Below are 13,139 nucleotides of genomic sequence, written 5' to 3'. Positions count from 1 at the left end.
TGCTGTGCGGGCCGCCGTTACGCGGACAGGATTCCTGCCGCCTGGTCGAAGAACTCGGTGAGCTGGGCCTTGATCGACTTCTTGCCGAAGGCGACAGCGAGGTTGGACTGGAACAGCAGGTCCCAGACCTGGTCGGCGCCCTGCGGCGGGGGCACCGGGTTGGGCAGCGCGTTGGTCGCCTTGGCGACGCGCTGGGAGATGTAGTCGGCGTTCGCCATGTTGAGCTTGTCGGTCTCGGTCAGGCCCGCGGAGATCAGGTTGCGGGCCTTGTCCGTCGGCGGGATGCCGCGCAGCAGCTGGAAGTCCTTGATCGCGCTCTCGTCCTGTGCGATGAACGAGATGATCTTGACGGAGTCGGCGACCTTCGTGCTCTTCTTGGTGGCGCTCAGCAGCACACCGCCGTTGACGAAGTTGCCCTCGCGGGCGCCGGAGAAGTCACCCTGCGGGGTGGGCAGGAAGTCCAGCTGCGCGTCGGTGATCGAGCCGCCCGCGCCGTAGACGCCGGAGTCGAAGGTGAAGAGCGCCTTGCCGATGACGACCGCGTTCTTGGTGAGGTCGTTGTGCGCGGCGGAGGTGACCGCCGGCGGCGGGCAGGCGTTGACCTTGCGCATCTCGGCCCAGTACTCCCACCACTCCTGGAGGGTGTCGGCGGTGAAGCCGACCTTCTTGCCGTCGTCGGAGAAGAAGGTCTGGCCCTTCTCCCGGGCGAAGACCTCGAAGCACTGGAGGGTGCTGCCGCCGCCGTCGTCGACGCCGTAGATCTTGCCGCTGCTCTTCTTGTAGACGTCCGTGGAGATCGCCTTGAGGTCGGCCCAGGTCCACTCGCGGTCCGGCAGCTTCAGACCCAGCTTCTCCAGGCCGCTGCGGTTGACGGTGAGCTGGTTGACGCCGATGCCGGACGGGACGCCGTACAGCTTGCCGTCGACGGTGCCGTTGGCCAGGAGCGTCTTGGAGAAGCCGGTGAGGTCGAGGCTCTTGCCGACGTACTCGTCGAGCGGGGCGAGGACGCCCTTGCGGGCGTACTGGGCGACCAGCGCGGTGTCCATCTGCATGAGGTCGGGGGCGCTGCCGCCGGCGACGTTGGTGTTGAACTTGTCGAAGTACCCGTCGTACCCGGAGTAGGTCTCCTGGATCTTGATCTTCGGGTTGGCCTTCTGGAAGGTGGCAAGGGCCTTCTTGTACGCCGCGTGGCGCTCGTCGCTGCCCCACCAGGTCATGGTCAGCTTGCTGCTGGTGCTGCCGGCTCCGGTACCGCCGGAACAGGCGCTCAGCGAACTGCCGAGCGCGCCGGCGACGGCGAGACCGCTCGCAGTGCGGAAGAGGGTTCTGCGCGAGATCTGGTGACCCACCGGGTCCTCCCTGGATGTGCGTGACGGATTTCCGGGCCGGTCGCTGCGGCACGGGTGCATTGTGCGGGAATATGCGCTTTCCGGGGGGCGCGGCCTCGCCCGGCCGCGTCGTTCCTTGCGGGTGGGGTCCCCGGCCTTCAGGCCGTCACCCAGCGAGCACGCCCTCGCATGGCTGCCGTACATCTTCGTGTACCGGCGGGACGCTACCCCAAGCCGGCGTCCCGACCGACTTAGAAAGCGCTTGTCCGGACATTGGCAGACTGAGTCCGAGGCCGTCAATCCTTAGCCCCCGCGGCCTCGGTCACGGTTTGGACTCCCCGGGCGACCGCGAGCCGCGCCGCGCCCGCGACGGTGCCGGCATCCCCCACCGTGCTGCTGACCACCTCGGTGGGCCAGCTCAGCCGCGCCAGCTCGGCCCGCACACCTGGCAGGAGCTGCGGATCCGCGCCCGTGCTGCCCCCGAGCACGATCAGCCCCGGGTCCAGCACGGCGGTCACGGCGGCGGCCAGCCGGCCCACGTCCGCGGCATGCCGGGCGACGACCTCGCGGGCCGGGGCCCGGCCCTCGCCGGCCAGCGCGAAGAGCCGCTCGGTGGTGCGGGGACACGGGCCGTCGGCGCGGCTCCAGGCCGCCGCGGCCCGGCGCAGCAGGGAACGGGCGCCGATGTACTCCTCCAGGGCCTCCTGGCGCGGCTCACGGGCCTCGTCCCACGGATAGGGCAGCCGGGCCAGCTCACCGGCGGCGCCGTTCGACCCGCGCAGCACCTGGCCCCCGACGACGATGCCGAGACCGATGCCCACGCCGATCCGCAGGTAGCCGAAGGTGTGACGGCCGTGGGCGGCGCCCTCGTGCAGCTCCGCGAGCGCCGCACAGTTGACGTTGTTCTCCAGATGGACGGGAACCCCCGGCGGCAGCGCGACGGTCACGGCGTCGAAGACGGGACCGGCCTTGGCCGTCGCGGGCCGCATGCCGCTGCCCTGCCGGTCCCGCTTTGCGACGTCGCCGACGGCGACGACGATGGAGCGCAGCGGAAGGCCCGCGGGAAGCGCGGTGAGCGCCTCGCGCACGGCGTCGGCGGCGTCCTTGCGGGAGGCGGTGGCCTCGGCGAGCAGCGCGCCGTCCAGGGCGCAGCCCCTGACCCGGGTGAGGGCGGGCCCCAGGTCGACGGCGAGGACGGCCCCGGCGGCCGGCCCGAGTCGGTATACGGCGGGTGAGCGGCCGGTGCCGCCGGACACCGTGCCGGAGTGCGCGGCGAGCCGGGCGCCCTCCAGTTCCGCCACGGCGGAGGACACCGTCGGCTTGGACAGCCCCGCCATGCTCGCGAGCTGCGGCCGGGTCGCGCTGCCCGCCCGGGCCAGCACCGCGAACACCGCACTGGCGCTCTCGGTGAGGCGGGGGGCTTCAGCCACGTCGAGTTCCACAGTTTCCCCCACACGGGTACAGGGCCGCGCGCCCGGACCGATCGGCTCGGCGGGCTGCGGCGATGGGATGCACCGACGTCGCGCGTTCCCGCCTCGCGACGGCCCCGAAGGCCCCGCGACGGTCGAGTGCGCGATAACTCTTGACGCACTGTACTTCGTTAGTTAACTTCCTAACGAACTTCACGGTACTCGCCTACCGTGCTTCGTCAGAAGCCCGTCCCGGGGCTTCCCTAGGGCCTGTCCGGCCGATCAAGCCGCAGGAAATCGCCGGTGCCGAATCAGCGCCGGGGAGCGGGGTGTGGTGCGTGCAGCTGCAAGGCGGAGGAGGGCGTCGACGCGGAGCGTCGGCAACCGACGACAACGCCGCAGATGTGCGTGCCACACCCCGCGTCTGCGGCATGATCGGCCGGACAGGCCCTGGTTCACCGAAACCCGGCTTTTTGCAGGTCACGGTTCGCCCGCCGTCGTATGTCAGCGCATCGACGAAAGAGGATCCGTGCAGGACTCTCCCCCTTCGAGCCCCCTCGTGGTCGGCGTCGACGTGGGCGGCACCAAGACACATCTGCGCGCGCTCGCCGGCGCGGAGGTCGTCGCCGACCATGTCCGCGCCAGCACGGGCTGGCGGCCGCACGACCCGGCCGCCGCCGCGCGCCGGCTGGTCGACCTGCTCCACGAGGCGCTGCCCGCAGGTCTGCGCCCCACCGCGATCGCCGTGGGGGCACACGCCTGCGAGACCCCTCTTCAGTGCGCGCGGATCCGCGTCGCGCTCCAAGAACTTCTCGGCGTTCCCGCACACATCGTGGGCGACGCCGAACTGCTCGTTCCCGCCGCCGGTCTGGAGAAGGGCGTCGGCCTGGTGGCCGGCACCGGCTCGGTCGCGGTGGGCCCGGGTCTCGACGGCCACCCCGTCCAGGTGGGCGGCTGGGGCGCGGTCCTCGGCGACGAGGGCGGCGCCGCCGGTCTGGTCCGCGAGGCGGCCCGGGCCGTGTGGGCGGCCCACGACCGCGGGGAGGCGCCCGACGCCCTGGCCCGTGGCCTGGTCGCCGCGTTCGACGTGCCCGAGGTCCCGGCGCTCGGCGCCGCCCTGGAGGCCGCCTCCGACGTCTCCGCCGAGTGGGGACGGCACGCGCCCGTCGTCTTCGCGGCCGCCGCCGAGGGCTCCGCGTCGGCCCGGTCCGTGATCGCCGCGGCGGGCCGGGACCTCGCCGCGCTCGTCGCCCGGCTCGCCGCCCGCGGGGTCCCGGTCGACGACGTGGTGGTGGCCGGCGGCACCGTGCTCGGCCAGCCCGCGCTGTACGAGGCGTTCACCGTCGCCCTGCGCGCCGCCGTACCGGGAGCGCGGCCGCAGCCGCTGACCGTGCCGCCGGTCGAGGGCGCGGTGGCGCTGGCACGTGCACTGCTGGCGCGTTCGCTCCTGTGAGACGCCGGTCTCACGTTCACCTGCAGGACACGCACCGGTCGCCGGGCCATCGCAGAAGAGTCACAGCCTGGCCGTAGATCTTCGCTCGTACGCGTCATCCGGCTCACAGGTCGTCAGAAGACCCACGGGCCGCACGTGATCGCACCTCTTCCCTCTGGCCCCTCGGCCGAAGAACTCAAGAGAGGCATTCCCATGCCGTCAACCACCGGGACCCACACCTCCTCGGCCGTGAACAGAAGGCGCTTTCTGAAGGTCTCCTTCGGTGGCTCGGCGGCCCTGGTCGCCGCCCCGACGCTGGTGTCCTGGCTGGGCGCCGCCGACGCCAAGGCCGCCACGAGCCTCCCGTTCGTCGACGACTACAAGACGAACCTCACGACCAACCTCACGCCCGAGACCAACGCCGTGGTGCGGATCCTCGGCGGCTTCGCCCAGGTGTGGAAGACGGGTTCCGCGTGGAACACCGGTACGCCGCTGCGGCCCGAGATCCTGCGCGCCAACGTGCGCTACTCGATCAAGATCACCAAGGCCCGCACCGAGGCGCAGGGCAGGGAGGCGTTCGTCTACGACCGCCAGCACCAGAGCTACGCCATGATCGGCGGCCTCGGCCCGCTCGCCGCGCTCTACAGGACCGGCGCCAAGGCCGTCACCTCGATCACCAGCGCGCCGGACACCACGCCCGCGACCACGATCAGCGACGCCGTGCCCGCCGGCGCGCCCGCCGGTTCCGCGATCGGCGCCGGCTCGTACACCTCCGACCTGGGCCAGGTCGCCAAGCTCGTCGACACCGTGCGCGGCCCGTTCGCCTCGGGCAACCCGGGCAAGTACGCCTTCCAGTACCCGCGTCCGTGGCGCATGAACGAGAACAGCCAGGTCGTCGACACCGGGAAGACCGACGCGCTCGGCTACCCGGTGTACGACTCCGAGGTGGTCGTGGTCCCGCAGCTGCTGCGCCAGCGCAGCACCTCCCCCGTCGACGACGGCGGCTTCCCCAGCGGTCACACCAACGCCTTCCACCTGGCCTCGCTGGCGTTCGCGTACGCGGTGCCCGAGCGGTTCCAGGAGCTGGTGACCCGCGCGCTGGAGCTCAGCCACACCCGGATCATGTCCGGCATGCACTCCACCGTCGACGTCATCGGCGGCCGCATCATGGCCACCGCGCTGGCCGCCGCCACGCTCGCCGACCCGGCCAACGCCGACCTCAAGGCGGCCGCCCGCGCCCAGGCCCTGGCCTACTTCACCGCGCAGACCGGAACCACCGCCGACACCCTGGCCGCCTACGCGCACTCCGACGCGAGCGACGCGTACGCCGACCGCGAGGCCAACGCGCGGGCCAACGAGCCCCGCTTCACCTACATCCTGAAGCGCGAGGGCCGCAAGACGCCGCTGACCGTGCCCAAGGGCGCGGAGGTGCTGCTGGAGACCCGTCAGCCGTACCTGACGGCCGAGCAGCGCCGCGCGGTGCTGCGCACCACCGCGCTGGAGTCGGGCTATGTGCTGCTGGACGGCCTCGAGCAGTGGGGCCGGCTGAACCTGTTCGCCGCAGCCGACGGCTACGCCTCGTTCGAGTCGGACGTGACGGTCACCCTGGACGCGTCGAAGGGCGGGTTCCACGCGGCCGACGTCTGGCGCAACGACATCGACGGCGCCGGTGGTCTGACCAAGCTCGGCTCCGGCACGCTGACGCTGAGCGGGCACAACGACTACCACGGCGCCACCGTCGTGGAGGCGGGCACGCTGGTCGCCGCCCACGCAGGCGCGCTCGGCCGGGGCGACGTACGGCTCACCGGCGGCACGGTGCGCGCCGAGCTGCCGGTGCGGGTGCGCGGCAGCTGGACGCAGACGCAGGGCGCGACCCTCGACCTGCCGCTGCGCCGCAACCACGGCGCCGTGCTCACCGTGTCCGGCCGGGTCACCCTCGGCCAGGGCTCGGTGCTGTCGCTTCGCCTCGACGACAAGCAGCCCGCGGTCGCCGGGACCACCGTCCCGGTGATCGACGCCAAGCTGCGCGGCCAGTTCGACAAGGTGGAGCTGAACTCCGACAAGCTGCGAGCCGTACCCGTGTACACGGCAGACGGTCTGTCGGTACGACTCCTCAAGCGGTAACGCCCTCGGCGGCGGGAGCTGATGCAGAGTGGGCCCATGAGGCCGCTCCCTGATCGCTCCCGCCACCGCCCGGCCGGTTCACCGCGGGGCGGATGATGGCGCACCGACCGCACTCGGTCCTGGAGACCGCCCCCGACGCGCGACCGGCGCGGCCCGCCGCCCGTCGGCTCCTGCGCCCGGCGCTGCTCGTCCCGGTCCTGGTGGTCGTCCTGCTCGCGCAGCTGGCCGTCGCGATGGTCACCGCCGCGGTGCAGGAGACGCCGACCATCGACGAGCCGGTGTACGTCGCCACGGCGGCCGAGTACCTGCACGAGCACCGCGTGCGCCTCAACCCCGAGCACCCGCCCCTCGGCAAGCTCGTCGTCGCGGTCGGCGTGGCCCTCGCCCACCCGCATGTCGACCCTTCGTTCTCCGGCGGCCAGGAGGCGGCGGGGCAGCATCTGCTGTACGAGTCGGGCAACGATCCCTGGCGGCTGATGCTGTGGGCCAGGCTGCCGGTGATCGTGCTGACGCTGCTGTTCGGCCTGGTGGTGTTCGCCTTCGCCCGCGACCTGGCCGGCCCCGCGCCCGCGCTGACGGCGCTCGCCCTGTACTCCCTCACCCCCGACGTCGTGGCGCACGGTTCGCTGGCCACGCTGGACGTCCCGGCGGCCGGCTTCGTGCTGACGTCGGCGTGGCTGCTGTGGCGGGCCCGGCGGGGCAGGCCCGTCCTGTGGCTGCCGCTCGCCGGGGTCGCGCTCGGCGCCGCGCTCGCCACGAAGATGAGCACCCTGGCCGCGGTCCCCGTCCTGTTGGCCCTGGCGGCGCTGACGGTCCGGGTCCGGCGGCCTCGCGACGTCCGCGGCTGCCTGCTGGGGGCCGGTGTCGTGGCGGTGAGCGCCGTGGCCGTCGTCTGGGCCGCGTATCTCGCGGTCGATCCGCGGCTGCGCTGGGATCCTCGGGCGGCCCAGGTGCCCGCCGTGCACGGGCTGCACGGGCTCCTCGTACGGGCCCTGCCCCTCCCGCAGGCGTACCTGGACGGCATGCGGATCCAGTTCGGTCTGGAGAACCGGTCGTGGCAGGGCTTCCTGTTCGGGCACGTGTACTCCGGCGGGCGCTGGTACTACCTGCCGGTCGCACTGGTCGTGAAGACCCCGCTCGGCATGCTCGCCCTGTGGACGGCCGGGGCGGTCGCGATGATCGCGGTGCGCCGGCTGCGGCCCGCCGCGCCGTACGTGCTCCTCCCGGCCGCCGTGCTGCTCGCCTCGGCCATGACCGGGGCCCGGGATCTGGGCACCCGGTACGCCGTCTTCGTGCCGATGTTCCTGGCGGTGGCCGCGGGCTGCGTCCTGGCGGTGCGGTGGCGCTGGACGCCGGTGACGGCCGCGGCGCTGGTGGCGTTCGTCGCCGTCAGCTCGCTGCGCACGTTCCCGTACTACCTGCCGTACTCCAACGAGGCGTTCGGCGGGCCGGCGAGGACGCATCTGCGGCTGCACGACTCCAACGTGGACTGGGGCCAGGACCTGGGACGGCTGGCGGCCCGGCTGCACACCCGGTACCGGGGCGAGCGGGTGTGGCTCGTGTACAAGGGCAGCGGCGAGCCCGCCTACTACGGCATCCACGCCGGCGATCCGCTGCGGGCGCCCGCGCGCACGGTGCACGGACTGCTGGTGGTGTCCGACTCCGCCGCCGCCAAGGCGAAAGGCCGGCTGGCGGCGCTGCTGCGCACCAGCCGACCGGTCGACGAGGTGGGGTACTCGATCACGCTGTACCGGCGGTAAGCCGCGATCACCGGGTGCACGAAGGGGTCCTCTTCGCCCTCCCTGGCCGACCCGGTCCCTGAGCTATGTTGAGCTTCGTGGAAGACAAAGGAGGCGCACCGGTGCCATCGCCGCAGCAGGCACGCGCACAGGCATCCGCGATCACCTCGGGCAGAACCGGTCCGGAGACGGAGGCGTCCCCGACCTCCCGGCTCCGGGCCCTCTTCGACGGACCCCATCTGTCCCCGGGCCAACGACGCATCGCCCAGTATCTGATCGAGCACATCACCGAGGCGGCGTTCCTGTCGATCACCGACCTCGCGGACCGGGTCGGCGTCAGCCAGCCGTCGGTGACCCGGTTCGCCGCGGCGGTCGGCTTCAGCGGGTATCCCGCGCTACGGGAGAAACTCCAGTCGATCGCGCTGGGCACCCTGGCCGCCGGCGGCCCCGCGGCGGCGGAGGTGAACCGGAGCAACGAACTCCAGGCGGCGGTCGACGCGGAGATCGAGAACCTGGAGAACCTACGGCGCGACTTCGCCGACCCGGACCTGGTCATCGACGTCGGCCGCCAACTGTCGCAGTCGACGCCGCTGACCATCCTGGGGCTGCGCATCTCCGCCTCGCTCGCCGAGTACTTCGCCTACGCCGCCCGCCGGGTCCACCCGGACGTACGGCTGGTGACCCAGGGCGGCAGCGTCGCCTACGACGCGCTGTTGCAGTCCAGGGAGGCGGGCGGGACCTGGGTGCTGGCGTTCTCGATGCCGCGGCACGCGCAGGAGACGCTGACGGCCGTGCGGGTCGCGCGCAGCGCCGGTCTCAAGGTCGCGCTGATCACCGACCTGGCGCTGGGGCCGGTGGCCGACGAGGCCGACGCCACCTTCGCGAGCGGCACCGGGTCCCGCCTGGTCTTCGACTCCTACGCCGCCCCCGGCGTGATGGCCGCGGCGCTGCTCCAGGCGATGAGCGACGCGGGTCCCGAACGCACGCAGGCGCGGCTCGAGGAGTACGAACAGATCGCCGAGCAGCACCAGTTCTTCCTCCGGGAGTGACCCGGCCCACCTGACCTCCGGACCCCCCCTCCACAGAAAAGACCAAAGGGATCATTGCGGGTATTTCACGTATGAATGTTTTCATACGCCTTGCAAAGCCGACGGCATATATAAATACTGCTCACGGCCGCACCCGCCCGCAAAGGGCTCCTGTACGGGCACCCGAAGCCGCCGTCCCCTACCCGCGTCGGCGCTCGAGGGTGTTCGGGGCCTCGCTTGCGCGAGCGCCCGTGGCGGCGGCCCCGGTCATCCCCTGGACCGGGGCCGCCCCGAACCGTCGGACCACCGTCACGACGCCATACACCCGGAAGCGATGATCATGACCCTGACGACGACGCGCATCAGCTCGGACTGGCCGTGCCAGGTCAAGACTCCCGGCAGCTACGACTGGGAGCGCTCGGCCGCCAAGTGGCTGCGCGAGCTGGTGCCCGCGCGCTACGCGAGCTACCCCGCCCTGATGCGCCACCCGGTGCTGCTCGCCCGTCACGCGCAGATCCAGGTCCAGAACGAGGTCCGGGTGGCCCGCACCGCACTGCAGACCGCCCGCGCCGACCTGCCCCGGCTCGGTCTGCCGGAGTCGGTCATCGAGCACACGATCAAGATGTACGCGGCCGAGGTCATGCAGTTGCAGCACATCGCCCGCAGCGTCCGCGCGGTCACCCAGGCCCTGGTGGACCAGAACGCCGGACGCTAGGACCAGGACCTGTCCGGCCGGTCAGGCCCCCGCGGCGGTACGGGACTCCAGGTCGCGGCGGGTGTCGTCGCCGTAGACGCCGGTCTCGTCGCCGCGGATGCCGTACCAGAGCTGGAAGCGCGCGACGGCCTCGGTGAGCACGGTGTCGTAACGGCCGTCGGTGGGGCCGTTGTCGTACACGTTCGGGATCCTCAGCAGGCGCTGCTGGAGGTCGGTCACCTCGGGGCCGCTGTCGCCTTCCCGGAGCGTGCCGGCTCCGTCGGGGTCGGCGGACGCGGTCGCCGGTGCGCTGACGGTCGGAGAGGCGGCGGGCGTGGACGGTTGGGTCTGCGCGGCGGCCTCGTTGCCCCGGCCGGGCAGCAACAGGGCGCAGGCGAAGCCGACGAGCGCCGCCCCGAGCACGGCGACCGCGGCCACGGCGGCGCGCGGCGGCCCGGAGGACCGTCCGGAGCGCGGACGGCGTTCCCGTCGCAGCCTGTCGTCCCGGTCGGTCACGGGCGGCAGTTGCTGGGTCACGTCCTCGTTGCCGAGCGGTTCCCTCGGCACCGGCACGGCCTCGTAGCTGCCGGTGGCGTCCTCGGTCATCTCGCGGAACAGCTCCGCGAGGGCGTCGGTGTTGCGCGGTCGCAGTACCCGGATGGGTTCCAGGACCGGGCGTTCGTGCGGCTTTCCGGGTTCCTCCGGCGTCGGCACGCTCGTCTCCCTCCCGTCGGTCCCCCGGGAGAGATACGTGTGCAGCGGCGGCCGGGTTCAGCTGTCGAGGAAGCGGCGCAGGGAACGTGTCGTCGCGGCGACGAAGGCGTCCCGTCCGGCGTCGTCGAGGGCGTCCAGGGACAGATACGGGTTGAGGTCCTCCAGCTCCACCAGCAGCAGTTCGCCGTCGGGGGCACGGCAGGCGTCGACGCGCTGGATGCCGTGCGCGAGGCCGTTCCAGTCGACGAAGCGCCGGGCGAACTCCAGGTCCCGCACGGTGGGCCGGTACGGCTGGAGCTCCCAGCGGCGGTCGGGGCGCGGGGCGTACAGGGCGTACTGGAAGTCGTGGTCGACGTAGTAGAAGGACACCTCGTAGACGAAGTCGACGCACGGCTGGACGAGGACCGAGCCGTCGGCCAGGTCGGACAGGGCGTCGGCCGGGACGATCCGCAGGCCTATGGAGTCCGCGCCCAGCTTGGGCTTGACCACGTACCGGTCGGCCTCGGGCAGCCGGTGCAGGTCCTCGGGGCGGTCGACGGTGGGGATGACCGGGAAGCCCTCGGCGCTCAGGTCGAGGAGGTACTGCTTGCCGGCCATGTCGGCGCGGCCGGTGAGCGGGTTGTAGACGCGCACGCCGTCCTGGAGGGCGCGCTCCCGGAAGGCCGCGTACTCCTTCCGGTAGCCCAGGACCGGGCCGCTGTTGCGGACCAGTACGCCGTCGAAGGACTCCATGAGCGCGGCCGCGTCCAGCGGATGGCACAGGGCGAGGTCGAAGTGGGCGCGCAGCCGGGAGGCGAGGAAGACGTCCTCGTCGCAGTAGCGGCGCCCGCGGGCCTCGTAGGCCAGGTCCGTGACATGGAGAAGACGGGGGCGGGCGGCAGGCATGCGGGTCTCCCGGTGGGCTGCGGAGCGGTGCGGAAAGGTTACGTCAGAGGGGGAGCGGCGGTACGGGGCGGTACGGCCGCGACGGACGGGACTCCTGGGCGGCGCCGGACGAGCGGGTCGTACGATGACAGGACCGCCGTTTTCTCCCGAAGGGCTCGTCGACTCCCGTGACCACCGCAACCCTCCTCGACGGCAAGGCCGCCGCAGCCGACATCAAGAGCGAACTCGCCCTCCGCGTCCAGGCGTTGAAGGAGCGCGGCGTCACCCCGGGACTCGGCACGATCCTCGTCGGCGACGACGCGGGCAGCCGTTCCTACGTGGGCGGCAAGCACCGCGACTGCGCGCAGGTCGGCATCGCCTCGATCCGCGTGGAACTGCCCGCCGACGCCTCCCAGGCCGACGTCGAGGCCGCCGTGCTGCGACTCAACGCCGATCCGGCGTGCACCGGCTTCATCGTGCAGCTCCCGCTCCCCGCGCACATCGACACCCACGCCGTCCTGGAGCTCATCGACCCCGTCAAGGACGCCGACGGCCTCCACCCGACCAACCTGGGCCGGCTGGTGCTGGGCATCCCGGGCCCGCTGCCCTGCACCCCGCGCGGCATCATCGACCTGCTGCGCCGCAACCTCGTGCCGATCACGGGCCAGCAGTTCTGCGTCATCGGCTGCGGCGTCACCGTGGGCCGGCCGCTGGGCCTGATGCTGACCCGCAGCACCGAGCACGCCACGGTGACCCTGTGCCACGAGGCCACCCAGGACACGGCCGCGCACGCCCGGGAGGCGGACGTGGTGGTGGCCGCGGCCGGAGTGGCCCACCTGGTCCGGCCGGACTGGATCAAGCCGGGTGCGACGGTGCTGTCCGTGGGCCTGACCCGCACGGTCGAGGGCATCCTCGGCGACGTCCACCCGGACGTGAGCGATGTCGCCGGTTCCTTCGCGCCGCCGATCGGCGGGGTCGGGCCCATGACCCGGGCGATGCTGCTGACGAACGTCGTGGAGGCGGCGGAGCGGATCTGAGGTCCGCACGCCCCCTTGGGCACTCGGTTCCCCTTCCGAGGGAACTGAGTGCCATCGACACCCCTCAGGTGCTACGTTCCCGTCCATGAGCACCACTCACAAGGCCGAGGCCAAGCCGCCCATGCGGGACGCCCTGGTCGCGGCGGCCTTCCGGCTGTTCCTGGAGCGGGGCTACGAGCAGACCACCGTCGACGACATCGTGGCCCTCGCCGGGGTCGGCCGACGCTCCTTCTTCCGCTACTTCCCCTCCAAGGAGGACGTGGTCTTCCCCGACCACGAGCGGTGCCTGGCCGACATGACCGCGTTCCTCGCCGCGAGCGGGACGGAGCACGAGCCGGTGCGACGCGTCTGCGACGCGGCCCGGCTCGTGCTGCTGATGTATGCGGAGAACCCCTCCTTCTCCGTGCAGCGCTACCGGCTCACCAAGCGGGTGCCCGGGCTGCGCGCGTACGAACTGTCGGTGGTCTGGCGCTACGAGCGCGCCCTCGCCGACTATCTGCGGGGCCGTTTCGCTGGCCGGCCCGACGGCACCCTGCAGGCCGACGTGATCGCGGCCGCGGTGGTCGCCGCCCACAACAACGCACTGCGCTCCTGGCTGCGTTCGGACGGCCAGGGCGAGGCGACCGCGACCGTGGACCACGCGCTGGAGTATGTGCAGTCGGCGTTCGGCACGGCCCCGGCACCGGCGTCGGTGTCGCGCCGACGAGGTGGTCCGGCTGGCCGCGCGCGCCACGATCAGCTGGTACCCGCCGCTGCTGAAGTGGCTCGGC

11 protein-coding genes are annotated in these 13,139 nt (G+C 72.4%); 7 read left to right on the top strand and 4 right to left on the bottom strand.

Going from position 1 to position 13,139, the window contains the following annotated elements; translation table 11 throughout:
• Positions 1 to 17: 17 nt before the first annotated feature.
• Together ABZ725_RS06460 and ABZ725_RS06455 are read right to left on the bottom strand one after the other, a co-directional pair.
• A complete protein-coding gene (locus tag ABZ725_RS06460; protein ID WP_351911544.1) occupies positions 18 to 1,349 on the bottom strand; it encodes an ABC transporter substrate-binding protein in 1,332 nt (443 codons plus the stop codon).
• 275 nt (positions 1,350 to 1,624) lie between these two features.
• Complete coding sequence (locus tag ABZ725_RS06455; protein WP_358801617.1) at positions 1,625 to 2,758, bottom strand: ROK family transcriptional regulator; 1,134 nt, start codon at positions 2,756 to 2,758, stop codon at positions 1,625 to 1,627.
• Positions 2,759 to 3,266: 508 nt separating this feature from the next.
• On the opposite strand from ABZ725_RS06455, the gene ABZ725_RS06450 reads away from it, so the two are divergent.
• From ABZ725_RS06450 to ABZ725_RS06430, 5 genes are all read left to right on the top strand, one after another.
• The gene (locus ABZ725_RS06450) at positions 3,267 to 4,190 is read left to right on the top strand and encodes a BadF/BadG/BcrA/BcrD ATPase family protein (protein WP_351911542.1); all 924 of its coding nucleotides are present in this window, start codon (positions 3,267 to 3,269) and stop codon (positions 4,188 to 4,190) included.
• Between the two features lie 192 nt (positions 4,191 to 4,382).
• The gene (locus ABZ725_RS06445; RefSeq protein WP_358801616.1) at positions 4,383 to 6,293 is read left to right on the top strand and encodes a phosphatase PAP2 family protein; all 1,911 of its coding nucleotides are present in this window, start codon (positions 4,383 to 4,385) and stop codon (positions 6,291 to 6,293) included.
• Between the two features lie 92 nt (positions 6,294 to 6,385).
• A complete protein-coding gene (locus ABZ725_RS06440) occupies positions 6,386 to 8,053 on the top strand; it encodes a phospholipid carrier-dependent glycosyltransferase (RefSeq protein WP_358801615.1) in 1,668 nt (555 codons plus the stop codon).
• Between the two features lie 101 nt (positions 8,054 to 8,154).
• A complete protein-coding gene (locus tag ABZ725_RS06435) occupies positions 8,155 to 9,081 on the top strand; it encodes a MurR/RpiR family transcriptional regulator (RefSeq protein ID WP_358801614.1) in 927 nt (308 codons plus the stop codon).
• A 313-nt stretch (positions 9,082 to 9,394) separates the two neighbouring features.
• Positions 9,395 to 9,775 (top strand): hypothetical protein, encoded by a 381-nt coding sequence (locus tag ABZ725_RS06430; RefSeq protein WP_358801613.1) that lies wholly within the window; start codon positions 9,395 to 9,397, stop codon positions 9,773 to 9,775.
• Between the two features lie 21 nt (positions 9,776 to 9,796).
• Here the strand turns inward: ABZ725_RS06430 and ABZ725_RS06425 are convergent, their stop codons facing one another.
• Entirely contained in the window at positions 9,797 to 10,468 is a 672-nt protein-coding gene (locus ABZ725_RS06425) for a peptidoglycan-binding domain-containing protein (protein ID WP_358801612.1), read from the bottom strand.
• 57 nt (positions 10,469 to 10,525) lie between these two features.
• Positions 10,526 to 11,353, bottom strand: a complete 828-nt coding sequence (locus tag ABZ725_RS06420; protein WP_358801611.1) for a hypothetical protein — start codon at positions 11,351 to 11,353, stop codon at positions 10,526 to 10,528.
• Between the two features lie 167 nt (positions 11,354 to 11,520).
• On the opposite strand from ABZ725_RS06420, the gene ABZ725_RS06415 reads away from it, so the two are divergent.
• Entirely contained in the window at positions 11,521 to 12,369 is an 849-nt protein-coding gene (locus tag ABZ725_RS06415) for a bifunctional methylenetetrahydrofolate dehydrogenase/methenyltetrahydrofolate cyclohydrolase (protein WP_358801610.1), read from the top strand.
• A 121-nt stretch (positions 12,370 to 12,490) separates the two neighbouring features.
• The coding region (locus tag ABZ725_RS06410; RefSeq protein WP_358802055.1) for a TetR family transcriptional regulator at positions 12,491 to 13,139 on the top strand (649 nt) is incomplete at its 3' end.

Source organism: Streptomyces sp. NPDC006872 (assembly GCF_040635845.1).
GTDB lineage: Bacteria > Actinomycetota > Actinomycetes > Streptomycetales > Streptomycetaceae > Streptomyces.
The sequence above is the reverse complement of the archived record's forward strand: the minus strand, read 5'-3'. Positions and strand labels throughout refer to the sequence as shown.